The sequence below is a fragment of the Sporosarcina sp. E16_8 genome (assembly GCF_017347095.1).
Classification (GTDB): Bacteria; Bacillota; Bacilli; order Bacillales_A; family Planococcaceae; genus Sporosarcina.
The window spans coordinates 56,316-83,080 of record NZ_JADPRZ010000003.1; the positions used below are offsets into that span (position 1 = coordinate 56,316).

The window sequence follows — 26,765 nt, forward strand, 5'->3', positions numbered from 1 at the left end:
TTCAATCCCCTAAAAGTAATAGTTCCTTTTCATATTTTTGTAAATATAAATATGAAAAGGAACTATATGAGTGAATTAATTTTATTGTTCGTTAGTTTTACTGTTTAAATTAACTGCAATTTGGGCTCCAACTTTAGCATTATGTTTTACTAATTCAATATTTACATCTAGGCTTTTACCATCTGTTAATTCTTTAATTTTCCCGAGCAAGAATGGAGTAGTATCTTTACCTATAATATTATTTTCTGCTGCTTCTTTAATCGCTTGGTCAATAATTCCATTGATATATGCTTCATCCATGGCGAATTCTTTAGGGATTGGGTTAGCAACTACTACCCCACCTTTAAGATTTAATTCCCATTTAGTTTTCAACACATCAGCAATTACATCAATTGAATCAGTAGAGAAGTTTAATTTATATTCACTATTTCTTGTATAGAATGCTGGTAGGCACTCTGTTTCGTAGCCCAGCACAGGGACCCCTTTTGTTTCAAGGTATTCTAAAGTTAGCGCTAGATCTAGAATTGATTTAGCTCCTGCACAAATTACAGCTACGTCAGTTTGAGCTAATTCTTCAAGGTCAGCCGAAATATCCATTGTAGTTTCTGCACCTTTATGAACTCCACCAATACCGCCTGTTACAAAGATTTTGATATCTACTAATTCTGCGCAGATCATTGTTGTTGCAACAGTCGTTGCACCAAGTTTTTTCGTAGCAATAATTTGTGGTAAGTCGCGTCTTGACACTTTAGCAACGTCTGAACTCTTACCAAATAACTCCAGCTCTTCATCTGTTAAACCAATTTTGATTTTCCCATCAATAATAGCAATTGTTGCTGGGACAGCTCCGTTATCACGAACAATTTGTTCAACCTCACGTGCCATTTTCACGTTTTGTGGATAAGGCATACCGTGAGATATAATTGTAGATTCTAATGCCACAATTGCTTTCCCTTCCGCTTTTGCCTGTTGTACTTCTTTTGATAATACAATATAATTTTTCATTTTAAATTTCCTCCATATCTATTTTAAATTGATTTTGTGATAATTCTTGTCTGACTGTATGCTTTGACAAAATTGTTTTCTGGGCATTGACCAAACCGGATTTAATAGTGTAATCAAAGTCTTTCTTTTGTAACCAGGAATATATAACTCCCGAACAAAATGAATCACCTGCACCTGTAACATCTACAACCATTGATTCTTCGATAGCTGGGAAGTAACAAATTTCGCCACTTTCACTACCTGTAAATACACCTTTTGATCCGTTAGTTACAATTACATTTTTAACTCCAAGCTCTAACCATTTATCAACTGAACTTCTCCAATCTTCTTCATCATTAATTTTTATATTCATAAAAGTTTCCGTTTCATCTTTATTTACGATTAGCCAACTTACCGCACTCAATGTTTTGGGAAGTCGGTTCATTTTTGGAGACGAAACAGGGATGATAACAAGTGGAATATTATGTTTTGATGAGAAAGAACAAAGAAATTCGACCGATTCAACAGGACAATTCAAATCGACTACAATACATTTAGCACACCTAAGGATACTACTGTTTTTTTCCAATAACTCAGGGGTAATCTCTTCAAAAATATCCATATCCGCATATGCAATTGATAAATCACCATTCCTATCTAACACCGCTGTATAGGAACCAGTTGATGAATTTTCAATTTGGGCAACATGCTCTAAATTCATAAAAGGAGACGATATGTCATATATCTCTTTCCATTCTAAATCATTACCACTTGCTGAAATTAATGCAACTTGCTCACCTAGTCTACCTAGATTTTCAGCAATATTTCTTGCTACTCCCCCAATCGTTCGAGAAGATATTACTGGATTAGACGTTTCATTAGTAAGTTCAAATTTCGCATAAAGTTTTCTGTCTACATTAGCCCCTCCTACGCAAATAATAGGTGGGTTTTCATTTATAACATAAGCGTTACTGGGAATATGCTCATTCTGGATTAATCCGGATATAATTTCGGCAATTGAAGACTTTGATAAATCCGTTAATCCCGATAATTCACATTGGGAAATAAATGGATTTTCTTTAATCATCCCTAAAATTAAATCCTCATTTTCATTAGCGATTTTATTACACCTCCTTTATCTCCTTAGAAACAAAAGTTTACTTAATGAACATATGTTTAGTATACGACTTATTTAAAAATTGTCAACATAAAAATACCTCACCCTTTTTATCATATTGGATGAGGTATTTTCTATAACGATTACATTTCAAATACTTTAAATTTTCATTTTCATTTTCAAACTATGATTTATCCCTTTTTAGGACTGTAGGTAAAATTATACCCATAATAATGATTACTATACCTACTATTTGTATTGGAGTAACGATTTCACTTAATAATATAACTGATACCAACACCGCAATCGGCAATTCAAAGGCACTCAATATTGAGGACATACCCAATCCAACTTTAGGAACTGCGATAGTAAATAAATAAACCGGAATGATCATTCCGAATAATCCTAACGCCAAACCATATACCCAGAGACCCTCACCAAACAGCGTTCCATTCCAAATGATTTCTGGGGACTGAAAAACAGCTGTTGTCATAAAAGCAAAAAAGGAAACAAATAGTAACCGGTTAGAGGTGTTCATACTCTTAATTGGCTTGCTATTAACAAACAAAAACAAAGAAAAACAAAGAGCCGCAGTTAATCCCCATAACCAACCTTGAATAGGAATTTGAGATAAATCTACATCAATCAAACCTGCAGCTGGTATTGTTCCTGCGAACAAGATGATTAACGAAATAAACTCGATTCGACTTGGGAGTTGTCGTTTTGATATACAAGAAATCACCATGCCAATCCACGTAAATTGAAACAGAAGTACCACCGCTAAAGAAGCTGGTAAATAGATTAAAGAACGACCATAAAAAATATTCGTCAATCCTGTTAATACTCCTGCCAAAATAAGAATTCTAACTCCTTTAAAGCTTATTTTTGATCTATTTGTTAGTAGGAAAATACATACTGCTATACAAAATCCTATAAAAAATTGGCTTGTAATTGCTTCTGAGACCGTAAAACCACTTTGTATTGCGAGTTTAATGATAGTCGACACTAATCCATAACTACTAGCTGCTAAAACTACTAACAAAGGGTATAACCAGATTTTCATTGTTCTATTTCCTCCAATGGTTTTGTATATTTATGGATGAAGAGCATTTGCCAATCGATAATAATGGTGTATGATTATCGTATTAGGTTTCCTTTATACCGGATTTGGATACGATTACCAATCCTTGAATAAAGGATTTTTTTTTACCCGAAAGCCTAATTTCCGGGTTATTAACGAGATTCTCAATATCCATGAATTGTTTTTTTAGTTATTCCAATAAAGCATTTCAAACAATAGTTTACATTGTAGGCTATTGTTCAACAAAAAGCGAGGTTGATTCAATGAATAAAGAACATCAAATATTACATCATATTAGAATAAACCCTTTCATTTCACAGCAAGAACTATCAAATAAGGTTGGTTTATCACGCTCGGCCGTTGCTAACTATATTGCTACCCTGACAAAACGCGGCGAAATCAAAGGGCGTGCCTATATTCTTCAAGAAGAATCGTCAATCGTGTGTATCGGGGGAGCAAACACAGACCGGAAAGCGCGATCGAATCAAAAAGTCCGTTTGTATTCATCTAATCCTGTAGAAACAACTGAAGTTTGTGGAGGTGTAGCACGAAACTTTGCCGAAAATTTAAGTCGACTTGGCTATAACACTTCTCTTATGACTTGTGTCGGAGACGACAAGGAAGGTAACTGGATACTGAGGGAAACGAAGAGCCAAGGAGTTGATGTCAGTCAAGTATGGGTATTGCAGACAGAACGGACAGGAACTTATACCACTTTATTGGATGTTAATGGCGAAATGATTGTCTCCATGGCTGATATGAGCATCTACGAAAAAATAACTATTCCTATGATTGAAGAGAAATGGTCCTATATAGTTGCCTCACAAGCCGTTTTTTTGGATACAAATGTCTCTAAGGATTGCATAAGTTATTTAATTAATCGTTGCAAAGATGAAAATATCCCCTTATACATTGACCCAATTTCTTCTGCCAAGGCGCAAAAACTTCCTTTTCAACTTGAAGGAGTAGAACTATTGCTACTCAATCAAGAAGAAGCGGAAATGCTTGCTGAAGCGAAAATCTCTTCGTTTGAAGATTGCCAAACTGTCTGTGATAAAATTAGACAACGCGGTGTTCAAAAAGTTATTATCACGCTTCATGATCAAGGAGTATATTATTCTTCTCCAGAAGAATCTGGGCATATCTCCCCTTTCAAGACTGAGGTTATTGATGTCACAGGGGCTAGTGATGCATTTTCTTCATGCGCAATATATGGGCTTATGAACGAAGAATCACTATTGCGGGCTTGTCAATTGGGACTTGCTGGTTCTGCCCTTACCCAGCAAACTGAAGAGTCTGTCTCTACACTTTTAAAACCCGAAAAAATTCATGAAATAGTGGATGAGTTTTTGCGGTAGTACATTAGTTGACCTTAATCGAGATGTGAAACATATGTAGATACGTCCTGCATTGGCCATACTTTAGTAAGAGATGCCGTCTAAGATGCGACAGGCAGCCCGGAAGGATGCAGTTCAATCTCTTCAAGCCGGACTGCTTATGACCCGATCAACTCGTGCCTGCCAGACACTGCTTCATTAAGAAAAATTATACCTTCTTATCTTTTAAAACAATGCTCTCATACGTCCCAGTAAATATACAAAAAAAATCAGACATTCAAGCAGATGTCTGACCTTTTTTGTATATCTCTATACTTGTATTTTCACTAAATAGCTTCATGAACGGTCATTCGTTTCTTCATGGAACAATAGAAAATTGTCCATGCTATTTAGTGCCATTTCTATGCATGGTAATTTTACCTAAACAAGCGATCCACTGCACTCGTCACCGTGAGACTTCCTTCGACTAACGCTTTCTCGAGTACTGTAACTTCTTGTTTCTTACCAGGCTCAGCATAAAAGGTATCGATAAGCCGATCATTAATCATGGAACGGAACCAATCTTTCGTCTGTGATTGCCTGCGTCCGTCCCAGAATCCGCCACTATCCATTGTTTCTTTGAAGGATACTATCATTTCCCAAACTTCTTTGAGACCTGTATTTTTAATCGATGAAACAGGAAGTGCAGTCGAAGTCCAACCGGGTGATGCAGGCTGTAGGAAGTGAAGAAGCTGGCGGTATTCTCGTACCGTCTTCTTAGCCAGCCTCAAATTGTCACCGTCAGCTTTGTGAACAACAACACCATCTGTCAACTCCATAATCCCTTTTTTCATCCCTTGCAGTTCATCCCCGGCACCAGTTAGCACGAGCAGCATGAAATAATCGACCATTCCGCGGACAACCGTTTCACTTTGTCCGACTCCGACCGTTTCAATTAAAATAACGTCATAACCAGCCGCTTCACAAAGCAACATTGTCTCGCGCGATTTTTTGTGAACACCGCCAAGTGTACCTGCCGATGGTGAAGGGCGAATGAACGCGTTCGGATGCCTTGCAAGTTCTTCCATACGGGTTTTATCACCAAGGATACTGCCGCCTGTTACAGTGGAGCTCGGATCTATAGCGAGCACCGCAACTTTGTGGCCAGCATTTGCTAACATTAAGCCGAATGCTTCGATGAACGTGCTTTTTCCAGCACCTGGAACACCCGTGATGCCTATCCGGATGCTATTGCCCGTTTTCGAAAGCAGGTTGAGCAAAAGCTGCTGGCCGGCGACTTTATCATCTAGTATAATACTTTCGAGTAGCGTAATCCCCTTTGCCAGATGAAGCCGGGAGCCATTTGCTATCTTTTCCGACAACTCTTCAACCGGGATTTCGCGGTCCTTTTTCACAAAACGTTTCCGCGCCGTTGCTGCCATGCCATCATGTGAGGAAGTAATCCCATCCATCACATTCAACGCACTGTCATCAGTTGAACCGTTGTTGTTGTTGTTGTTGTTGTCATTCAATCCGCCACTTCCTCGTAGCCAAGCCTGCGATAGATTTCTTCAATGACTTTTTGTGCAGCAACCGGAATGACGGTTCCGGGGCCGAAAATTGCCGCCGCACCATTTTCACGTAGAAATGCATAATCTTGCGCAGGTATAACCCCACCGACGACGATAAGAATATCTTCTCGACCAATTTGGGCAAGCTCTTCACGAAGTGTCGGTACAAGTGTTTTATGACCCGCAGCAAGTGAACTTACACCGATAACATGGACATCATTTTCAGCTGCTTGTAGAGCCGTTTCTTCGGGCGTTTGGAATAATGGTCCGATGTCTACATCAAAACCAAGATCTGCAAATGAGGAAGCGATTACTTTCGCACCCCGGTCGTGACCGTCTTGTCCCATTTTCGCGATAAGGATACGTGGACGACGCCCTTCATTTTCCAGAAAATCTTCTGCCATCATTTTTACTTCGTCAATTTCTTCAGAGTTCGAGAAATTCGAACTGTATACGCCACTCACCGAACGTATCACCGCCTTATGTCTACCTGATACATTTTCAATCGCGTCTGAAATTTCACCGATTGTTGCGCGTGCACGTGCTGCATTAACGGCACATGTTAAAAGATTACCGTCGCCACTACGTGCGATTTCCGTCAACTCTGCGAGGATAGTCATTACTATCGCTTCGTCTCGGTCTGTTTTCATCTGATTGATGCGATCGATTTGTTTCTGGCGCACCAGCGTATTGTCGATGTCTAAAATATCGATTGGATCTTCAGTATCTAAACGGTATTTATTCACGCCGATAATTGATTCTGCACGTGAGTCGATTTGAGCCTGACGTTTTGCTGCCGCTTCTTCGATTTTCATTTTCGGCAGGCCAGTTTCAATCGCTTTCGCCATGCCGCCGAGTTCTTCGATTTCTGTGATTAATTCCCAAGCTTTATCCATCAACTCATCAGTCAATTTTTCAACGTAGTATGAACCACCCCATGGATCGATCACCTTTGTCATCATCGTCTCTTCTTGCAAGAACAATTGCGTATTCCTCGCAATACGTGCGGAGAAATCTGTCGGCAATGCTATTGCTTCGTCAAGCGCATTTGTATGGAGTGATTGCGTATGCCCCATCGCAGCAGCGTTTGCTTCAATTAATGTTCGCGTTATATTGTTAAACGGATCTTGTTCCGTCAAACTCCAGCCTGACGTTTGCGAATGCGTACGAAGCGCAAGCGACTTCGGATTTTTCGGTTCAAACGTCTGCATCATTTGCGCCCACATTTTCCGCGCCGCACGCATTTTAGCTACTTCCATGAAGTAATTCATGCCAACTGCCCAGAAAAACGATAGTCTAGGCGCGAATGAATCGATATCAATGCCCGCTTTCAAACCTGTCCGTACATATTCAAGGCCATCCGCAAGTGTATAGGCAAGCTCGATATCTGCCGTTGCGCCCGCTTCTTGCATATGATAGCCAGAAATAGAAATTGAGTTAAATTTCGGCATTTTAGTAGACGTATAATCAAAAATATCCGCAATGATTTTCATTGACATTTCAGGAGGGAAAATATACGTATTTCTTACCATATACTCTTTCAAAATATCATTTTGAATTGTACCTGCAAGCTTTTCAGGTGACACACCCTGTTCTTCCGCCGCAACGATATAAAACGCCATAATCGGTAGAACTGCACCATTCATTGTCATAGAAACAGACATCTGATCGAGTGGAATACCGTCAAACAGGATTTTCATATCTTCTACTGAATCAATAGCAACGCCTGCTTTTCCAACATCCCCAGTCACACGTGGATGATCGGAGTCATAGCCGCGGTGAGTCGCTAGATCGAATGCGACAGATAATCCTTTTTGCCCCATTGCCAAATTACGGCGATAAAATGCGTTACTTTCCTCAGCTGTTGAAAATCCGGCATATTGACGGACTGTCCACGGTCTAGAAACGAACATAGTAGGATAGGGACCCCTAGTATTTGGCGCGATACCAGGTAAATCAGTCAAATGATCAAGTTTCTCAGTGTCTTTATCTGTATAAATCGTTTTAACGTCGATACCTTCATTTGTTCTAAAAAGTTTTCCTGACAGGTTTGCTGTTTCTATCGTATTTCCGGCAATCTGCTGCAAGTCTACTTTGTTGAAATCAGGCTTGTTCATTAGTCTGTCCCCCTTTCAATTTATTGTTAATAGCTATCAGTTTTCCAACTTTATCTTGACCCGCGAAAATGAAGCCATTTAACCCAGCATTAAGCCATTTTCCCGACAGTTCTGAATCGTACTTACCTGCTGCATCTATGATAAGTTCATCAGGACGTCCTACCAACAATTGTTCCATTACCGTTTCAGTTAGTGTATCTGTTGCACAGACAATTGCATAATTAGGCTTTTCAACCGCAAGCCATGAAACCGCTTGTTGTGCATTATCAAATGTAGGACTCCATTCAGCACGCATACCGCCTGTCGCTAAAAATCCGCTGACGAAATCAGCACGTGGTTTAAAATCTTTCAACTCTCCGAACGTCAACAATGCAATTCGTGTCGTGCGATTTTTTTGCAGTGCAGCTAATTTTTCGAAAGGTTCTGCCAGACGTCCTTCAATCTGAACGCCTTCCCAATTAGTAAAGTTCGTATCTGTCAATTCAGCGTAAACATTTGTACCAATCAACGGTTGTTTCCCTATCGCAACATCGCTCCTACGTTGCTCAAGCAATTTCCCGAACTGGCCACGGTTAATGAACGCATCATAGCCACCTATAGATTGGATGTCTAAAAAAAGTGTCCATGCTTTATCAACAAGTTCAGACGTTAACGTTTCCATGAAATAAGATCCGCCTGCAGGGTCAATAATTTTATCGGCATGGCTTTCTTCTTTAATAACAAGTTGAATATTACGTGCCATACGAACAGAGCTGCTTGTAGGGCCAGTAATGATATTGTGTGGGTGAACTGTAATGACGTCAGCACCGCCAAGAACCGCGGCAAAGGTTTCGTTGCCAGCACGCAATACGTTGACATACGGATCCAGTTTCGAGTAAGAACGCAACGATGTCGTTGCAATGATTGGAACATAGGGTGCTTCAGCTATCCCATATGCAGAACTAAATGCTTGCCAAAGAACTCGAAACGCACGGAATTTTGAAATTTCCATAAAGAAATGCGTATCAACTGCAAATCGAACAAAAAAGTCATCGGCAAAATCACTAATATTGTCCGCTTGTGATGCTTGATTTGCTGCATCTGCGAGGACTAATGCAAGTTCAGTCACTGCGTCCGCACCTTTGTGATGGGCATCCCACATATCAGCGCTGGCCGTCCGTACGTTTGTGTATCCTGCTGGAATGGTCCAACCGGATACCGAAATTGCGCCGTTAACGGAGGAACGATTCATTTCTGGAACAAGGGAAAACACTTTCAGAAATGAGTTATCGTGCTTCATATTTGTAATGAAAATCGGATATTTCTCTATAAGTCGGGCGATTTCAGCGAGTGAAGACGCGTCCCAGTGAAGTGGTTTTGTACCATCGCAAACAATCGCTTCATTGCCACGTTCAATCGAATTCTTTAATTCAACGATGAACTGTTGTCCATCGGTAGCGTATGGTTGCTGTGCAACGATCCAGCCTGTCTCTTTTTTTGCCGCACGAATTGGCTGTCCACGTTTCGCAAGGCTTTCCTGTGTATATAGTGGTTGAAGGTCAATCCCTTCAATCGTTTTCGTGATAAGCGAATCAAATGGCTTGCCTTTCAATGACTGGACAGCGGCTTCTTTCCATTGTTCGAATCCGAATTTATCGAATGTTGTTGTTTGCATATTATGTATGGTCATATTTTGCGCTTCCCTCCTCAAAATAATCAATCTATTACTAGTTTACCCGACTTGTACATTTGTTGATAGATAAAATAAACCCCAGTGCTATATTTTAAGGCACTGGGGTTTACAATTTTGATTAGTAGATGGATGTATTTTCTGCAGTTACATTTTCAAGAATCGCTTTTACGCGTGCAAGGAATTGACCGCACACGAGACCGTCAAGAACACGGTGATCGAGTGACAGACATAAGTTGACCATATCACGCACACCAATCATGCCACCCGCCATCACAACAGGACGTTTAACGATTGATTCAACTTGCAGTATTGCCGCTTGCGGGTGATTAATGATGCCCATTGACTGAACAGAACCGAAAGAACCGGTATTATTCACAGTGAATGTACCGCCTTGCATTTCGGATGATTTCAGTTTACCTGAACGCACTTTACCCGCAAGTTCCTGAATATCACGGCCAATGCCTTTGATTGTTTTTTCATCAGCATTGTTGATGACAGGAACGTAAAGGGAATCTTCCGTCGCCACTGCAATGGATATATTGATGTCTTTTTTCTGAATGATTTTGTCGCCGGCCCACATCGAGTTCATCATAGGGAATTCTTTCAATGCTTGAGATACTGCTTTCACGAAGAATGCGAAGTAAGTCAGGTTGAAGCCTTCCTTCTTTTTGAAATCATTTTTCAGGGAATCACGGTATTGAACAAGACTCGTAACATCGACTTCAATCATCATCCACGCGTGTGGAGCTTCGTGTTTCGAACGCAGCATATTGCTAGCGATTGCACGTCGCACGCCTGTAACAGGGATTTCGATATCGCCTACTGCAACCGGTACATTGACTTGCTCCGCTGCTTTCGGTGCCGGTACAGATGCTACCTGTTTAACCGGTGCTGAAGCTGCTGTTTCCACGACAGGTGCTTCAGAAGTTACTGCTGCTGTCGGAATGTTGCCACTCTCGATAATAGCGAGCAAATCTTTACGCGTAATGCGCCCTTCTTTCCCTGAACCTTCCACAAGTGACAAATCAATGCCGTTATCTTGTGATAGACGAAGTACTGCAGGAGAATAGCGTCCTGCTGCTGCTCCTTTTTCACGATTCAAAGATGAAGCCGGTTTCCCAGAACCTGCAGCTGGCATTTCGTTTGCAGGTTCTACTTTAGCTGGTACCGCTTCTACTGCAACTTCCGCAGTCCCGCCACCCTCAGTTTCAATCATACAAATGAGCGCTCCAACTTCAAGCGTTTCTCCCTCTTGTGCGATCAATTCCTTAATGACACCTGCGAATAAAGATGGTACTTCAGCTGTTACTTTGTCTGTATTAACTTCTGCAAGCGAATCATATTTGTTAACAGTATCGCCCGGTTTGACAAGCCATTTCTCGATTGTGCCCTCTGTCACACTTTCACCGAGTTGTGGCATTAAAATATTTTCAATAGCCAATTGATTGACCTCCGTCCCGATTAAAATTCTGCTTAAAATTCTGCAAGCTCACGTGCTGCCTTCTCCACTTTGTCCGGATTCACCATGAAGAATTTCTCCATTGTCGGTGCATATGGCATTGCCGGAATATCTGGTCCAGCAAGACGTTTAATTGGCGCATCTAATTCAAACAGGCAGTTTTCAGCAATGATAGCTGCAACTTCTCCCATAATGCTTCCTTCTTTGTTATCTTCAGTAACTAACAGGACTTTCCCTGTTTTTGAAGCTGCTTCAATGATTGCTTCTTGGTCAAGTGGATAGACTGTGCGAAGGTCAAGGATATGTGTAGAAATCCCATCTTCTGCAAGACGTTCCGCAGCTTGCAATGCAAAGTGGACACATAGTCCGTACGTGATGATTGTAATATCATCGCCTTCTCGTTTGACATCCGCTTTGCCGATTGGCAATACGTAGTCGTCTAAAGGCACTTCGCCTTTAATCAAACGATAAGCACGTTTATGTTCAAAGAACAATACTGGATCTTCATCGCGGATTGCCGCTTTGAGAAGTCCTTTTGCATCATACGGCGTTGACGGGATAACGATTTTCAAACCAGGTGTGCTTGCGAACATTGCCTCAACAGATTGTGAGTGATAAAGCGCTCCGTGAATACCTCCTCCGAATGGCGCACGAATAACAATCGGACACGACCAGTCGTTGTTTGAACGGTAACGGATTTTTGCTGCTTCAGAAACTATTTGGTTAACGGCTGGCATGATGAAGTCGGCAAATTGCATTTCAGCAATCGGACGTAAGCCGTACATTGCCGCACCTATTCCAACACCTGCAATTGCAGATTCAGCAAGCGGAGCATCGAGTGCACGGTATTCTCCGAATTGATCGTAAAGACCCGCCGTCGCTTTAAATACGCCGCCTTTACGTCCAACGTCTTCTCCGAGAACGAAAACGCGGTCGTCTCGTTCCATTTCTTCTTTCATTGCAAGTGTGATTGCATCGATATAAGACATAACAGCCATTATTCGTTCCCCCCAACTTCAGCATACACATGGAGCATCGCAGATTCAGGTTCGGCGTACGCAGCGTTTTCCGCATAATCGGTCGCTTCGTTCACTTCTTTCATGATGCGTTCTTCCATTTCTTTTTCTAGTTCTTCCGTTAGTACACCAACTTCTTTTAAATAAACGGCGAACATAGGAATCGGATCCAGTTTTTTCTCATTTGCAAGCTCTTCAGCATCACGGTATTGGCGTTGATCATCGTCTGAAGAGTGAGCCGTCAATCGGTAACAGATGGTCTCTACAAGACTTGGACCTTCTCCACGACGTGCACGATCTGCTGCTTCTTTGACCACTTTATAGACTTCAAGCGGATCCGTTCCATCAACTGTAACACCTGGCATTCCGTAACCGATTGCACGGTCCGAAACGTTAACACAGGCAAGTTGCATTTCAACTGGAACTGAAATTGCATATTTATTATTTTCAACCATGATAACAGTCGGCAGTTTATGGACACCTGCAAAGTTCATGCCTTCGTGGAAATCTCCTTGGTTGGATGAACCTTCACCAAGTGTAACGAAAGTGATGAAATCTTCTTTCTTCATCTTCGCTGCAAGAGCCACACCAACTGCGTGTGGTAATTGCGTCGTAACAGGAGATGAACCTGTCAAGATACGGTTTTTGCGCTGACCGAAGTGACCAGGCATCTGACGACCACCCGAGTTCGGATCTTCAGCTTTTGCAAATGCGGACAGCATCAAATCTTTCGGAGTCATTCCGAAATGCAGAACAACGCCCATATCCCGGTAATAGGGTGCAATCCAGTCTTTATCTTTATCAAGTGCGAAAGCTGCTCCAACTTGTGCTGCTTCCTGCCCCTGACATGAAATAACGAATGGAATCTTTCCGGCACGGTTAAGGAGCCACATACGCTCATCAATACGGCGGGCCATCAACATTGTTTCATAAATTTGTAGTGCATCTTCATGTGTTAAACCAAGTTCCTCATGACGCGTTTTTGCCATTTCTAAAATCCCCCTTCTATTGGTTCGCAGTCTTTTATCTAAGACTAATTGATACTTTTTTCACATATGGATTGCTTTGCCATCGACAGCTAAAGCGGCCTCGCCCATTACTTCAGAAAGCGATGGATGTGGATGAATCGTGCTTGCTACTTCCCACGGCGTCGCATCAAGAACCATAGCAAGCCCCGCTTCTGAGATCAAATCGGTCACGTGTGCACCTATCATATGAACGCCTAGAATATCGTCTGTCTTTTTGTCAGCAATGATTTTTACAAAGCCATCCGAATTGCCATTGACAAGTGCTTTTCCAATTGCCATAAATGGAAATTTTCCGACTTTGACATCATACCCTTGTTCTTTCGCTTGTTTCTCCGTTATGCCAACGCTTGACGCTTCCGGACTAGAGTAAATACAGCGTGAAATCTTCGTATAATCAATCGCTTCGTTTTTCAGACCTGCAATATGTTCAACAGCTGCAATCCCTTCGTGAGAAGCAACATGCGCCAGTTGCAGCCCGCCAATAACATCACCAATTGCATAGATATGATGTTCTTTTGTTTGGAATGTTGGTCTTGTTTTAATAAAGCCATTGACGATTTCAATTTCTGTATTATCAAGGCCAATTCCCTCGACATTAGCTTGACGACCGACAGAAACAAGCATTTTTTCAGCTGTGAACGCCGTCGTTTCGCCATTCATTTCCGCAGAAATTGTGACAGATCCTTCTTTTTTAACGAGGGTTTCTGGGAGTACTTTTGCACTTGTCGCAAACGTGATTCCTTTTTTCGTCAATAATTTCTTCATTTCTTTCGAGATGTCGTCGTCCTCAGTCGGTATGATTCGGTCTGCATACTCGAGAACCGTGACTTCAACACCGAAATCATTGAGCATAGATGCCCATTCGATACCGATGACTCCACCACCAACGATGATAATCGACTTAGGAAGTGCTTCCATAGAAAGTGCCCCATCGGAAGACATGACTTGATTTTCATCAATTTCTAAACCAGGTAATGTACGTGGTCTAGATCCTGTTGCGATAATCAGGTTTTTCAGAATAAGCATTTCATTTTCGTCACCGTTATTCATTTCGACCGAAATTGTACCCGGCATCGGTGAGAAAATTGATGGCCCAAGCATTCTACCTAATCCATCGAATACATCGATTTTCCCTTTTTTCATTAACGCAGTCACGCCAGCATGTAGCTGTTTCACAATACCGTCCTTTCGGGCTTGTACCCGGCTGAAATCCAGTGATACGTCTTTTGTATTAACACCAAAATATGCAGCCTGGTTTTTTGCAGTATCGAATATTTCAGCACTTTTTAATAATGCTTTACTCGGGATACACCCTTTGTGCAAGCATGTGCCGCCTAGTTTCCCTTTTTCAACAAGTGCTGTTTTCAGTCCCAATTGAGCGGCGCGAATCGCAGCGACATAGCCACCCGTTCCGCCCCCTAAAATAACTACATCATATTCCCTCGCCATAATAGATGGCCTCCCTCACAACGACCCGTCAAGACGGGTAGATTTTAGCTATTTCTTCACCAGTTAGAACGCGTAGTGCGCCTTCTGCAAGTGCTTGTAGTTCGTCTTCTCCAGCAAACACAACTATATCCGATATCCAGTCGATCCTGGATGTAATATCCTTCACAAACCCTTTGCCATAAGCGAGACCACCTGTAAGGATAATCGCATCTACTTGGCCGTGAAGGACAGCAGCCGCACTGCCAATTTCCTTAGCAACTTGATAGGCCATTGCCTCGTAAACTAGTTTTGCTTTTTCATCGCCATCTTCAATTCGTTGTTCCACGCGAACAGCGTCGTTCGTCCCGAGATAACCAACGAGACCGCCTTGACCGACTAGTTTTTTCATTACTTCGTGACGGAAGTACTCACCGGAAAAACAGAGTTCGACGAGATCCCCCGCAGGAACAGTTCCCGCACGTTCAGGGCTAAATGGTCCATCTCCGTGAAGTCCATTGTTTACATCAATTACTTTGCCGAATTCGTGCACACCGACAGTTATACCCCCGCCCATATGGGTGACAATCAACCGGAGGGTGTCGTATTTTTTACCGACTTGTTTTGCGTAGCGTCTTGCAACCGCTTTTTGGTTCAGCGCATGGAATATGGATTTTCGATTAATGACCGATAATCCGGAAATCCGCGCAATTGGTGCAAGTTCATCGACGACGACGGGATCGACGATGAAAGCGGGAAGGTTTAGGCTGGATGCGATTTCATGCGCAATAATGCCTCCGAGGTTTGATGCATGTTGACCTGAATAACCTGTTTTCAAGTCTTGAATCATTGCTTCGTTAACAGAATACGTACCACCTTCGATCGGGCGGAGTAGCCCGCCCCGACCGCAAATGGCAGATAATGTAGAAATATTGATGCCTTCTTTTTCAAGTGATTCAAGGATTACCTTTTTACGAAAGCTGTATTGATCGATGATGGAAGGGTACCGTGCAATTTCTTCTGAACTATGCCTCAACGTACTTTCCATCAGTTGACTTTCGCCATCAAAGACACCTATTTTTGTTGATGTAGATCCTGGGTTAATAACTAGGATCCTATGGTGATTCTCACGCACAATAGGTCCTCCTTCCATATCAATGCAACTTCTACTTTTCTAACTGTATAGCTACAGCGATCAGACTTAGCAGACCGCTGTAGCCTATCTTTATCAGCGTCTTGAAAGTACGCTTTTTTCGTTTTGTAAGAAAGTACTTCTTGTATTCGCAACACGTGCAATTCGCTCTTCAGCCATGCGGTCAGCTGCAACATATGTTGGAATATTATCGCGTTTTGAGATAGCGAAAATTTTCCCGATTACGTCATAGATACCTTCGACACGTTTAAGTGCACGTTCACGGTTATAACCATCAAGTTCATCTGCAACATTGATTACGCCGCCTGAGTTGATAACGTAATCGGGTGCATAAACAATTCCCATTTCGTGAATTAAATCGCCGTGACGAGGCTCTTTCAATTGATTGTTAGCAGATCCTGCAATAACTTTTGCTTTCAATTGTGGAATCGTCTCATCATTAATGATTGCACCTAGTGCACATGGTGCGAATATGTCTGCTTCTTGAGAGTAGATTTCATTAATACCAACTGCTGTTGCACCGAACGCATCAACTGCACGCTGAACTGCTTCTTCGTTGATATCAGTGATGATTAGTTTTGCACCTTCTTCGTGCAAGTATTCACAAAGTGCATAAGCAACGTTTCCGACACCTTGTACTGCTACTGTTTTACCCGCTAGCGAGTCGTCGCCAAATGCTTCTTTTGCTGCCGCCTTCATGCCATGATAAATACCATAAGCAGTAACAGGCGAAGGATTGCCGGATGAACCTGATCCAGCAGAAGTACCTGTAACATAATCTGTCTCAAGATTAATTAAATCCATATCCGCTTCAGTTGTTCCCACATCTTCTGCAGTTATATATCGACCGTTCAAACCTTCAATATAACGACCGAAAGCACGGAACATTTCATCGTTTTTGTCTGTTTTTGGATTTCCTATAATAACTGTTTTTCCGCCACCAAGATTCAATCCAGCAGCCGCGTTTTTGTAAGTCATGCCGCGCGCAAGGCGAAGTGCGTCTTCAATTGCTTCTTCTTCACTTGCATACGTCCACATACGTGTTCCACCAAGCGCTGGGCCGAGTGTCGTATCATGGATAGCGATGATCGCTTTTAGCCCTGAAGCTTTATCCTGACAAATAACAAGTTGTTCATAATCCTGATGTTCCATATATTTAAAAATTTCCATTGTAAATTCCTCCTAAGGGTATCGATCATTTTTTTATTTAATTGAAAGAATTGCTAGTGCTAATGAATACAGCTTACTTTCGGCACTATCCGCCCTCGATGTAAGGACAATTGGTGCTTTGGCGCCCTGGATAATCGCACCGACTTTCGCGTTGGCGAAGTACATAAGAGATTTGTAGAGAATATTGCCTGCTTCGATATTCGGAACGACAAGAATATCAGCTTTTCCAGCTGTTTCCCCCGTAATCCCTTTTTGCGCGGCAGCCTTAACTGACACCGCGTTATCAAGTGCAAGTGGCCCGTCAACGATGCAACCGGTGATTTGACCGCGTCTGTTCATGACAACTAATGACGCAGCGTCTGTCGTTGGTATCATCGCTGGATTCACTGTTTCGACAGCGGCCAGCGGAGCGACGATTGGTATAGAGACACCACATGCATGCGCAGTAGCAACTGCATTACGAATGATTTGTGCTTTCGCTTCAAGGTCAGGTGCAATATTCATTGCTGCATCTGTAACGAAAAGTAAGCGGTCATAGCCGGAAACTTCAAATACCGCGACATGCGACAGTATTTTCCCTGTCCGCAAACCGTACTCGCTATTCAACACAGCCTTGAGGATGGTTGACGTTGCTAAGTTCCCTTTCATCAGCACATGTGCCTGTCCAGTTGAAACCGCTTTCACTGAAAGCGTCGCAGCTTGACTATCATCTTCAACGTGGTGAATGCTGATTTTTTCGTTATCTAGTAACCACGGGAAATCTGTTTGAATCAACCCGCTGATATGCCTTTCATCAGCGAAAAGCATGAACGAAGCAATACCCTTTTCACTAGCAATACTAACGGCTTCAAGTACTTCTCGATTTGCAGCTGATGCAACAGCAACTACTGTGCCTTTCTTCGATGCCGCCTGACTGATGAGTGAGTCGAGTTTAACCATTGTCTCTCCTCCTTTGACTAAATGTTGATTAAATGAGGCTGAATTTCTCCAGTTTATAATAAAGTGATCGCAGTGAAATACCAAGCCTATTGGCTGTTAATGATTTGTTACCATTATTTTCACGGAGGGCCGTTTCAAGAATGGTTTTCTCGTATTCATCCATAATTGAAGTAAGGGTGCTTTTATCAGGAAGAATCTGTTCCTCTTCCGTGTTTTCCCTAGATGACAATGATTTAACCACGTCTTTCAAATCAATTACGGCATCTCCCGACTCCATATAGATCATAGCGCGACTAAGTACGTTTTCGAGTTCTCGTACATTTCCTGGCCAATCATATTGCCCCAGCCGCTCCTGCGCTTCATCAGTAATCTTCTCAATATTCATCCCGAATTCCTGATTCAATTTCACTAGCAGGTGTCCAATAATAGATGGAATATCTTTTTTGCGAGAGCGCAGCGGTGCAATTTGAATAGAGAGTCGGTTTAACACATAATAGAGTTCTTCAATAAAAGTTCCCTCATGCATTGCCTTTTCTAAATTTTTCGTAGACGCTGCAATGATACGGACCGACAAATGAACGGGATAAGTGCCCCCACTTTTAAAGATTGTTCCGCTTTTTAAATAGTTAAGCAGTCTCGCTTGAACTACAAGTGGTAAATCAGCAACTTCATCAAGGAATAGCGTTCCCTTTTCAGACGCTTGGAAAAGTCCTGGCATGCTATCATTCCCATTTTGAGAAGCGCCCGATTCTTGTCCGAATAACTCCGCTTCCAATTTAGATGGATGAATCGCCGAACAATTCACACGGACAAACTTATTGAAACGCCGGTCGGAGCTACTATGAATGGCATGTGCAAACAATTCTTTTCCTGTTCCCGCTTCTCCTCGGAGAAGGATCGCGATGTCAGACTTGGCAGCTAGCTTTGCCTGCTCGATTGAAATTTCAATATCAGACGAACCACCAAAGATATCATCGAATGTATAAGTAGATTCAAGCTCCCTAATAATTGTCCGTGCCTGATCAAGTTCTTTCATCAAGTTGCGCATTTCGGTTATGTCATGAATGACACCAACACTTCCCTTCACTTGATGATCTACAATGATTGGTGCCACATTGACAATTACTTCTCGGTTATTTTCGCCAATACGCATATTGACACCACGAACTGGCTTTCTCGACTTGAGTACCCTCATATGGATACTTTCACCTTCGATAATATCTGCATTTGCAGGCTTGCCTATTATTTCATCTTCCGTAAGACCCGTTATCCTAGTGTAAGCTGGATTGACGAGGATCCCATTTCCAATATCGTCAACAACCGAAATGGCATCGTCACTCGAATGAATGATTGCTTCCAGCATTGTTTTTACTTTTTTCAGATCCGTGATTTCCTCCGCTAGCGCAACTACTTCCGTAATATCTTTAAACACTGCAAAAGCGCCAACTATTTTCCCAGTGGAATCGAAGAGTGGATAACGGGAAGTAACTATTTTCAAGCCATTTCCAAGAATCTGTTCCTCATTTAGTTCCGCCCTACCTGAATCGAATACCCTCGGAAGCTCTGTCGTCGGAATTACGTCCATAATCATCCGGCCAACAGCCTCTTCAATCGGGAAACCAATCATCTTAGAGGCACTTTTATTGAAGAAATCAACAGTTCCTTCTTCGTCAATTCCAACCATGCCCTCTTCAATCGAATCAAAGATCATTCGCTGCTTATGCATCTCTGTATGAATGCGCTTAATATATGTATCGTTTTCCTCAAGCAACCTAACAAGGAGATTTGCGACGGAACCAGGTATAAGTACGGTATGGGCAGGCCTCGCTTTTAATAGCTTTGAGAATACAGACTTGTCACCGGTTACATCGAAAATGATATGCAAATCGTCGGTCAGGTAACTTGTCCAATCCATTCCATATGCGATGCCTTGTTTTTTTGCACGAATTATCCCTGGTGCATGCTCATCAGTATCAATGATTGCGTTTACATTCATGAATTCTAAATTTTGGAGAAGGTCCAGTATTATTGATCCGCCTGTCCCTGCCCCGACAATGAGAACATTTTGCAAGGATGTTCATTCTCCTTTTTTGAATCATGCAATCTTTTGCAATTACAATTTAATCATACATGAAAGCGCTGTTCTTGACAATCAAATTTGAGTAGGTAAAATTAGATTTAGTAAGGAGTTGTTGTATATGGCACGTCTAGCAGCATTTATGGTCTTGCTAATCCCCGGCCTTTTTGCGGCCGGCGGTATAAAATTAATGCGAGATTCGATATTTGGCATATTATTTAACCCATTTCCGTTCATTTGGCTTCAATTCGTTGTAGGCTTTTTATTTTTCGCGGGAGGCCTGTGGTTTTTTGCAGGATTTTTATTACGTCGCGATCGACGAAAAGGACGCGTACAAGAACGGTTTAAACAAAAGTAACAGCGTAAGTGGTTACTCTAACTTTGCGACATACCTTCGTAGCTTAGGGCAAATCACTACATTCTATTAGGGTGACTAGCAAAAGGACCAAGACTATGAACAGTCTTGGTCCTTTCGCTTATTTATAGAATCGATTAGGGTAATCCGTTATCCAGCCGTCTATATACGGAGGCGGATTAAGAGTGATTGGTTCTGTTCCAGTCATTCCATAAACTCGAATCTTTTTTCCAGATTGAAGAAGATTCGTTAAATAGGGCTCTTTCAACAATCGTTTGTGAAAATGTAATCCATCTGCACATGAATACTGATTAAGATTAGTCCAATCTACGCTTTTCTTTCCGATAAGAAAGGCTGTTTCCATTCGTTCGCTTTCCCGTTTGACCACTTCAAGCAAGCGATAATCGAATGAGGAAATATGAACATTCTCCATCACAGAAACAATGTCAACAATCATCTTGATCAATTCGGGGCGATCCGAGACAGTTTCTTTCAATTCAACATTGAGTGCTATACGATGCTTTTCGCAAAATGACACCGCTTCTATTAATGTCGGTATGGAGTATCCACAGAATAAACGTCTATATCTTCTTCCCACACGAACCCTCATGAGTTCTATACTTGTCATTGATGAAATCATCTTCCGAGTGCCAGCAAGCCTCGAAAGCCCTGGGTCATGAATGACAAATGGCACTCCATCTTCTGTCAATTGCACATCTAGCTCGATGCCTCCAGCGCCCTGATCGACGGCCTTCTCAAATGCTTTCATTGTATTTTCAAAGCGGATTCCTGATGAGCCCCGATGTGCAAAAACGGTCGGATTAGACATTCAAGACGCCATCGACGATTTCAAAAACGCCTTTTGCCCCACTATGAAGTATGGACAACTTGGATCCAATTTGAATGACTGTACCCGGATACGCTTCTCTCGTCACTTCGATTTGAGCGGGAACTGCTTGCTTAATTTTACGCAGCCCAAGTTGAATTTCTTTATCTAGTTCGATTATAGTATCTCTGTTCGATTCAATCGTTTCCAACATTTTTTCATATGCTTCTGCCTGTGGCCCCTTCAGAAGACTTCCACTATTCCTAAATGGAAGAGCATGTTGCTCAAGCTTTTCGATGATTTCTTGTCGTTCTTTCAAGTTTTTAGCCATTTCTTGAATTTCCATATATATTAATTCCTTGTCAATCCCTTTCGCACTAAGGATTGTCTTGCGTTCGTGGCTGTTCCCCGCAAATGCACATTCAATTTTATAAAGCGCATCAATTTCTCCACCAATAATTTTCCCTTTGTTTTTATCAACAAATACAGATTCTGCGCTAACTTCCGAGCCAAGTAGGTATAAGCCGACATGTACTTCTTTTCCGTACAATTTACAATTATTTGCATGTTTAATGAAAATATTCCCTTGTGCTTCGACAATCGTCAATCCACCGCCGAAAACGCCTCCTTTTATGTAAACATCTCCTTCTGACGACTGAATCTCTTTCGCATTCGTGATACCTTCATTTCCTTCGATGGAAATATCTCCAGTCGCATTTACTGAGAATCCTGCTAGGACTGTTCCGTATACAGCAACTGATCCATCAAATTTTATCGAGCCAGTTTCAGGACCCACATCACCGCTGATAATTAACTGTTTCCCTACACTTATGAGACCGTCAATGCTTTCCAAAGCCCCACCATGTGACGCCTTCAGCACTACTTTGTCCGCTTCTTGTTCATCAGTCACTGACTTCCTGTCAAAGTAAATCTTCGCATCATTCCCCCGTTGTGCAGCAAGATCGTTACCTAAAACATCCTTACCATCAATTCCTTTTTGTGCCAATGCTTTCTCGCCAAGCCAATCACCTTGCTTGATGGGCGTAACGAAATTCATTTCAAAATAATCAGCAGAACCGTCTTCACGGATCATAGGCCTTCTTTCAGGAATTTCTATATATGAGACGACCGCATCTTCACCTTTTTGTGGCTTTTTTCCAACAGCCGCAATAATCGATTCACCCGGTTTAAACGGTTTATCTTGCAACGTTGTTCTGCCGTAAATTACCCCGGCATCATCAAGCATTTTCTCAGCCTGTTTTAGGATTGATTGTTTATTTTCTTCAAATTCCTTGGTTGATACGTTTATGTATAATTGAGCGATCATTTTATCAGTAGCAATAGCTACTTCTATAGCTGGTATCCAATTGCCTATTATATGCTCTGCATCTAGTTCTGTAAGTGCTTTCTTTAAAACTGGAAAAGAAATGATTTTTAATCGTGGATGTTCGCATGTTATTGCATCGAACGATTTTAGTGGAAAACCATTCTTCTTGCTGCGCAATATCACTTTTTCCTCGTGTACTAAAAGATCGAAAAACTCATTTTGAACTAACACTGACGCTTCACCCTTTCTCTATTACCCATTATATAGCATCCTCAACCAATTTGTCAGATTAATTAATCTCCAGTTTAAAAAAGCCTATCACACGAAAATAGATTCGAAGAGTAGGCGTAGCGATTATCATAACTAGGTATTTTTCAATCAGCTAGCCATATGCTCAAGTTGAATTGTATAAGCTTTCTCATTCTATTACTAACAACGCTATATTAATTTATGAATGCAGGTGCATCGTCTTTTCTAGCTTCAGTTTATCACTCGAGTCAGCAAATAGGAACCCACAGATTGGATGATTTCCCGATATTGCGACTGTTCAGGAAGCTTCACCCATAAGTATCGAAAACCGAGCACTGCCGTCAGTACAGCATCATACATGTCTATAAACACAAAAAATCGACCTGTCCGCATTTACGACGATAGGTCAATTTTTCATTTCGCAGAAATATGTGCCGCACTACGGGCGTATGCGGTGGGATAATTTGTTGCTTGGGTTCCGCACTATTTATCGGAATGATGACCGGACTTTATTACTATAAAGATGCCTATTCACCGTTGTATCCAACATGAAAACCCTTTCATATCAAAAGAACATAATCCTTTTCCAGCAGCATAATGACCAACCTTTCTGGTGCTCTTTAATCTCTTTAGGAGAATATCCTCTTTATATAGAAGATCTTCCTTTGAATTAGCCTTAGCGTGGTTCTTCTTTATCCTGTCTTTCGTTACTTAGCTCATCTTGTGTAATGCAAAATAACAGTACATACCTACATTTAAATTACCAGAGTAGCGAATTGTTTGAGTACCTGGTACCCGATACTTATATAAGCCTTGTAATTCATACATCTAGTCAGAATTTTAGATATTTGGATTTTATCTCTTCCCATTTTCATTATTTACATAATTTAGCACAAACTGTCTGTTCATCTCGCTTTGAGGTAACAACCCTAAATGTTGATATTCAAAAACCATTTGTCGCTGCGTTGGAGATATAACCGAATTTATTACGTCTTCATAATCATAATTAATTTTTATCTTTCCAGGATACTTCAATATTAGTGTTAAATTCGTCCAAGGCTCTTGATCATTATCAATAAATATTTGTCTTAAATCATGAAATTTAGTTTGTAATTCTACTAACAAGCTATCATAGGTTTTTTCACTTACATTATATTTTGCAGGAATATCATGAGAATATATAAAATCTTCATTCTCGTAAGTATTGAAATAAAAGAACACTTCTCTAGAACCATCCAAAATTTCAGCATATAAGTAAATCTCATACCAATTACCATCAGGTATCATACCAAGGATACCCTCTGCTATCACGGGGTACATCTGATTCATCTGTTGTTCCATAAGTTTACTAACCCCCATTCTGATTTTGGACTGTTACCTTTTTTACCCTACCATCATCAATTGAATACTCGACTATAAAATTATCTGGTCTAGCGGAACTACCAGTGTATTGAGGTTTTATTTTTACTTTCGCGCTACCTCCTTCTTTACCTAGAGCTGATGCCCACTCTTGTTCCATCTGATGCCATTTCCCACCTGCTTCATTTATTTGGGAATTCATAGGCACCAAATTATCAATATCTCCGGTACCTTTAAATTGACTACCAATTAAATGAACGCCATCATCTCTCTCTGGATAATTACCTCGGATTCGGTCTGTTTCCCCCACATTACTTTGAGCATAACGATTTCTCGTTCCTTTGCCAAGTTGTAATTCAGCATCGACACTATCAATACGACCAAATTCATTTGTTTCATAAGTGTATCCTTCTGTTGTTTCGTACTTTACATTCGTTTCTAATACCTTTCTATTACCAACTTTACCTATGTGCGCTCCATAAGGGACTTCAATTCTACTACCTTTAGCCGCACCTATACTCGGGATCTCTGTTTTTGCTGGTGGCATGTTGAATGTAAGTGCATTTGGCGTACCCAATTGGTAAGGAGTGTTAGATAACAGATCTAGTTGATTTTGAGTTTTACCTAGTGGACTATTGAGGACATCCTGGTAAGTTGGCGAATAGACGGACTCCATCTTCTCTGTACTTACCACATTTCTTACTTGATATAAATCATTTCCTCTCACGGCGAATTTCCCACCCGTACTTGCCCAGCCTACAAAGGGAATCATCGCTCCAAAAGAAAGTGCTGCATTTAATTCATCCCCTCTCGCCGTATAGATAACACCGTTTATACCATCCGCTATTTCTCCAAATCCTGGTATAAGTCCTGCAATATCTAATCCAGTCTGGAAGTGATCTAGACCACTACTATCCTTCGTTTTGTCGACTTTAACGGTCTCTTCTTCCTTATATTCAACTGGTATAGATATTAGCTCCGAACCCTTTCAAAACGCTTCTGATAGTAGATACACGTTCTATGACATTGAGCTGAGTTAGTTTAACAATGGAACGTCTAATAGTAGATACCGACTTCTCCAATACCTTAGAGATAGTCTCATGCTTCAAATGAGCAGCTCCATGCTTGACTGAGTATCTGCTTATCATATCCAATACTGCCCGATCAGTTTTGTTAAGTAGATTCCAATTAGCAGTGATATGTTGATTAGATGCGTTGTCCATTTCATATTTCCCCTTAAAGTGTGCGTAATTTGATAGATAGATTGTCATAATAAAAAGCCTCCATTTTTTTGGAAGCTCTCGCCTGTTTGTAGGCATAGTTAAATAAGCTTGTTGTATCATATTTTTTTGATAGAATAGCAGTAATAACCTTTGAGAGCTTTTTTAGTTTTCAATTGGTTTCAGTTGTGAGAGACTGATAAGTTTTACACGAGCTTAGGGTGGGCTAACACCTATAGGCTCTTTTTTATGTTCATTTTTAAATATCGAGATTTTGCAACGGTGAATGCTTCCTATACTTTTGCATAATTTCCTTATCCGCAAAATCGAGATTAATTTGGGAAGTTATTTCTAGACTGACATGTCCAAGCAAACGGGAAAGGGTCGCTAGGTCGCCACCGTTCATGAGATAGCGTTTAGCAAATCTATTCCTAAGAAGGTGCGTTGTTACCTGTAAACCCACATCCTTACTTCTCAATCTGAATGAACGCTCAACCCCTTCAAGTTTGTGTCTGTTTCCATGTAGGGTTGGAAATACAAAATCAGTATCAGAATAACGATCCTTGTAATCTATCTAAGATTTTAGATGTCTACTAGTCTTATCTGAGAAATAGACAAAGCGTTGCTTGTTATTTTTTGTTTCTCTGAGTAAAATGGCGTTTGCTCGTAAATCAATATCTGTAGGAACAATTGCAAGTAGCTCAGATATTCGGCATCCAGTGTCAAAAATCAACCTAGCAATAATCCAGTCCCTATATTGGTCAAACTTGGTAACATCAAATGAACGGAAGAACTGTTTCAACTCGTTATCTTCAAGCATAATTTTCGCTTTACGCTCTGGTTTCACATTCTGAACCGTCTTCATTGGATTCTTCCTAACAACCTTTTCTTTGTGCAGATGGCTATAAAACGCTTTTATATTCCGTGTATAGTTCGCAATGGTTGTCTGTGTGACAGGTTTCCCAAAGTCTTGCCTACGTTCGGGATAATTGACAGGCTTTAATGCTGCTGTCTCTTCATACTTTCCTCGTTCCGATAAACTTCTCATGTATGCTCGCAAATGTTCCGCAGTCACTTCCTTATGTGACAAAACTTTAAATGTGTCATCCATATACCTAGCAAATAGTTTTAACGTCTGTTCAAATGACTTCATTGTTTTTGGAGAAAGCCCCTTTGCAGCACAATCCAGCATGTATCTATCTATTTCAATATCAAAATCAGACACAAAAAAACGCCTCCTCATACGGATTAATTTCCGTAAAGAATGCGTTTTTATATCCCCTTTGCCTATTTAACTTAATAGC

Annotated in this window: 21 protein-coding genes and 1 pseudogene; 2 read left to right on the forward strand and 20 right to left on the reverse strand. The window is 41.2% G+C overall.

From position 1 onward, the window contains the following. Window positions 1-81: 81 nt before the first annotated feature. The 3 genes from I2484_RS03580 to I2484_RS03590 all read right to left on the reverse strand — a co-directional run bounded on the left by I2484_RS03580 (window position 82) and on the right by I2484_RS03590 (window position 3,158). Window positions 82-1,005 carry a pseudouridine-5'-phosphate glycosidase gene (locus I2484_RS03580; RefSeq protein WP_207149671.1) on the reverse strand — a complete coding sequence of 308 codons (924 nt, stop codon included), beginning with the start codon at window positions 1,003-1,005 and terminating at the stop codon, window positions 82-84. Between the two features lies 1 nt (window position 1,006). Further along, window positions 1,007-2,071 (reverse strand): carbohydrate kinase family protein, encoded by a 1,065-nt coding sequence (locus I2484_RS03585; RefSeq protein ID WP_207149672.1) that lies wholly within the window; start codon window positions 2,069-2,071, stop codon window positions 1,007-1,009. A gap of 214 nt (window positions 2,072-2,285) precedes the next feature. Further along, window positions 2,286-3,158, reverse strand: a complete 873-nt coding sequence (locus I2484_RS03590) for an EamA family transporter (protein WP_346014153.1) — start codon at window positions 3,156-3,158, stop codon at window positions 2,286-2,288. 287 nt (window positions 3,159-3,445) lie between these two features. Between I2484_RS03590 and I2484_RS03595 the strand changes: the two genes are divergently transcribed. After that, window positions 3,446-4,540: a carbohydrate kinase gene (locus I2484_RS03595; RefSeq protein WP_207149674.1), complete on the forward strand. Its 1,095-nt coding sequence runs from the start codon at window positions 3,446-3,448 to the stop codon at window positions 4,538-4,540. Window positions 4,541-4,935: 395 nt separating this feature from the next. On the opposite strand, the gene meaB is transcribed toward I2484_RS03595, so the two are convergent. The 11 genes from meaB to I2484_RS03650 all read right to left on the reverse strand — a co-directional run bounded on the left by meaB (window position 4,936) and on the right by I2484_RS03650 (window position 20,119). Continuing rightward, a complete protein-coding gene (gene meaB, locus I2484_RS03600; RefSeq protein WP_207149886.1) occupies window positions 4,936-5,970 on the reverse strand; it encodes a methylmalonyl Co-A mutase-associated GTPase MeaB in 1,035 nt (344 codons plus the stop codon). A 56-nt stretch (window positions 5,971-6,026) separates the two neighbouring features. Beyond that, entirely contained in the window at window positions 6,027-8,186 is a 2,160-nt protein-coding gene (gene scpA, locus I2484_RS03605) for a methylmalonyl-CoA mutase (RefSeq protein WP_207149675.1), read from the reverse strand. Then, window positions 8,173-9,855, reverse strand: a complete 1,683-nt coding sequence (locus I2484_RS03610) for a methylmalonyl-CoA mutase family protein (protein WP_207149676.1) — start codon at window positions 9,853-9,855, stop codon at window positions 8,173-8,175. The genes scpA and I2484_RS03610 overlap by 14 nt, the downstream gene beginning before the upstream one ends. 121 nt (window positions 9,856-9,976) lie before the next feature. After that, window positions 9,977-11,299 (reverse strand): dihydrolipoamide acetyltransferase family protein, encoded by a 1,323-nt coding sequence (locus I2484_RS03615; RefSeq protein WP_207149677.1) that lies wholly within the window; start codon window positions 11,297-11,299, stop codon window positions 9,977-9,979. A 32-nt stretch (window positions 11,300-11,331) separates the two neighbouring features. Next, complete coding sequence (locus tag I2484_RS03620) at window positions 11,332-12,315, reverse strand: alpha-ketoacid dehydrogenase subunit beta (RefSeq protein ID WP_207149678.1); 984 nt, start codon at window positions 12,313-12,315, stop codon at window positions 11,332-11,334. After that, window positions 12,315-13,322: a thiamine pyrophosphate-dependent dehydrogenase E1 component subunit alpha gene (locus tag I2484_RS03625; RefSeq protein WP_207149679.1), complete on the reverse strand. Its 1,008-nt coding sequence runs from the start codon at window positions 13,320-13,322 to the stop codon at window positions 12,315-12,317. The genes I2484_RS03620 and I2484_RS03625 overlap by 1 nt, the downstream gene beginning before the upstream one ends. A 60-nt stretch (window positions 13,323-13,382) precedes the next feature. Next, window positions 13,383-14,810, reverse strand: coding sequence for a dihydrolipoyl dehydrogenase (gene lpdA, locus I2484_RS03630; RefSeq protein WP_207149680.1), 1,428 nt, complete (start codon window positions 14,808-14,810; stop codon window positions 13,383-13,385). Between the two features lie 28 nt (window positions 14,811-14,838). Beyond that, window positions 14,839-15,939 carry a butyrate kinase gene (buk, locus tag I2484_RS03635; protein WP_218627913.1) on the reverse strand — a complete coding sequence of 367 codons (1,101 nt, stop codon included), beginning with the start codon at window positions 15,937-15,939 and terminating at the stop codon, window positions 14,839-14,841. A gap of 75 nt (window positions 15,940-16,014) precedes the next feature. Beyond that, window positions 16,015-17,109 carry a Leu/Phe/Val dehydrogenase gene (locus I2484_RS03640; RefSeq protein WP_207149682.1) on the reverse strand — a complete coding sequence of 365 codons (1,095 nt, stop codon included), beginning with the start codon at window positions 17,107-17,109 and terminating at the stop codon, window positions 16,015-16,017. A gap of 33 nt (window positions 17,110-17,142) precedes the next feature. Then, window positions 17,143-18,048, reverse strand: a complete 906-nt coding sequence (gene yqiS / locus I2484_RS03645; protein ID WP_207149683.1) for a phosphate butyryltransferase — start codon at window positions 18,046-18,048, stop codon at window positions 17,143-17,145. 28 nt (window positions 18,049-18,076) lie between these two features. Then, window positions 18,077-20,119, reverse strand: a complete 2,043-nt coding sequence (locus I2484_RS03650) for a sigma-54 interaction domain-containing protein (protein ID WP_207149684.1) — start codon at window positions 20,117-20,119, stop codon at window positions 18,077-18,079. A 127-nt stretch (window positions 20,120-20,246) separates the two neighbouring features. Here I2484_RS03650 and I2484_RS03655 point away from each other — a divergent pair, with 127 nt between their 5' ends. Then, window positions 20,247-20,483 carry a DUF2627 domain-containing protein gene (locus I2484_RS03655; RefSeq protein WP_207149685.1) on the forward strand — a complete coding sequence of 79 codons (237 nt, stop codon included), beginning with the start codon at window positions 20,247-20,249 and terminating at the stop codon, window positions 20,481-20,483. 118 nt (window positions 20,484-20,601) lie between these two features. Here the strand turns inward: I2484_RS03655 and I2484_RS03660 are convergent, their stop codons facing one another. The 6 genes and pseudogenes from I2484_RS03660 to I2484_RS03685 form a co-directional block, all read right to left on the reverse strand. After that, a complete protein-coding gene (locus I2484_RS03660; RefSeq protein ID WP_207149686.1) occupies window positions 20,602-21,309 on the reverse strand; it encodes a glycerophosphodiester phosphodiesterase in 708 nt (235 codons plus the stop codon). Continuing rightward, window positions 21,302-22,864, reverse strand: a complete 1,563-nt coding sequence (locus I2484_RS03665) for a FapA family protein (RefSeq protein WP_207149687.1) — start codon at window positions 22,862-22,864, stop codon at window positions 21,302-21,304. Before I2484_RS03665 ends, I2484_RS03660 begins: the two co-directional genes overlap by 8 nt. A gap of 873 nt (window positions 22,865-23,737) precedes the next feature. Beyond that, window positions 23,738-24,223, reverse strand: a complete 486-nt coding sequence (locus I2484_RS03670; protein ID WP_207149688.1) for an antitoxin YezG family protein — start codon at window positions 24,221-24,223, stop codon at window positions 23,738-23,740. Between the two features lie 7 nt (window positions 24,224-24,230). Further along, window positions 24,231-24,968, reverse strand: a complete 738-nt coding sequence (locus I2484_RS03675; RefSeq protein WP_346014149.1) for a DNA/RNA non-specific endonuclease — start codon at window positions 24,966-24,968, stop codon at window positions 24,231-24,233. A 229-nt stretch (window positions 24,969-25,197) separates the two neighbouring features. Further along, complete coding sequence (locus I2484_RS21935) at window positions 25,198-25,584, reverse strand: helix-turn-helix domain-containing protein (RefSeq protein ID WP_481886373.1); 387 nt, start codon at window positions 25,582-25,584, stop codon at window positions 25,198-25,200. 136 nt (window positions 25,585-25,720) lie between these two features. After that, window positions 25,721-26,704, reverse strand: a pseudogene (locus I2484_RS03685) (tyrosine-type recombinase/integrase). Window positions 26,705-26,765 lie beyond the last annotated feature (61 nt).

Bases quoted from the DNA above. Each gene is read 5' to 3' on its own strand.
- I2484_RS21935 (WP_481886373.1), bottom strand. From the start codon at position 25,584: ATGATACAACAAGCTTATTTAACTATGCCTACAAACAGGCGAGAGCTT.
- meaB (WP_207149886.1), bottom strand. From the start codon at position 5,970: ATGGATGGGATTACTTCCTCACATGATGGCATGGCAGCAACGGCGCGG.
- lpdA (WP_207149680.1), bottom strand. From the start codon at position 14,810: ATGGCGAGGGAATATGATGTAGTTATTTTAGGGGGCGGAACGGGTGGC.
- I2484_RS03655 (WP_207149685.1), top strand. From the start codon at position 20,247: ATGGCACGTCTAGCAGCATTTATGGTCTTGCTAATCCCCGGCCTTTTT.
- yqiS (WP_207149683.1), bottom strand. From the start codon at position 18,048: ATGGTTAAACTCGACTCACTCATCAGTCAGGCGGCATCGAAGAAAGGC.
- I2484_RS03660 (WP_207149686.1), bottom strand. From the start codon at position 21,309: ATGTCTAATCCGACCGTTTTTGCACATCGGGGCTCATCAGGAATCCGC.
- scpA (WP_207149675.1), bottom strand. From the start codon at position 8,186: ATGAACAAGCCTGATTTCAACAAAGTAGACTTGCAGCAGATTGCCGGA.
- I2484_RS03585 (WP_207149672.1), bottom strand. From the start codon at position 2,071: ATGATTAAAGAAAATCCATTTATTTCCCAATGTGAATTATCGGGATTA.
- I2484_RS03670 (WP_207149688.1), bottom strand. From the start codon at position 24,223: ATGGAACAACAGATGAATCAGATGTACCCCGTGATAGCAGAGGGTATC.
- I2484_RS03595 (WP_207149674.1), top strand. From the start codon at position 3,446: ATGAATAAAGAACATCAAATATTACATCATATTAGAATAAACCCTTTC.
- I2484_RS03610 (WP_207149676.1), bottom strand. From the start codon at position 9,855: ATGACCATACATAATATGCAAACAACAACATTCGATAAATTCGGATTC.
- I2484_RS03620 (WP_207149678.1), bottom strand. From the start codon at position 12,315: ATGGCTGTTATGTCTTATATCGATGCAATCACACTTGCAATGAAAGAA.
- I2484_RS03625 (WP_207149679.1), bottom strand. From the start codon at position 13,322: ATGGCAAAAACGCGTCATGAGGAACTTGGTTTAACACATGAAGATGCA.
- I2484_RS03640 (WP_207149682.1), bottom strand. From the start codon at position 17,109: ATGGAAATTTTTAAATATATGGAACATCAGGATTATGAACAACTTGTT.
- I2484_RS03580 (WP_207149671.1), bottom strand. From the start codon at position 1,005: ATGAAAAATTATATTGTATTATCAAAAGAAGTACAACAGGCAAAAGCG.
- buk (WP_218627913.1), bottom strand. From the start codon at position 15,939: ATGGAAGGAGGACCTATTGTGCGTGAGAATCACCATAGGATCCTAGTT.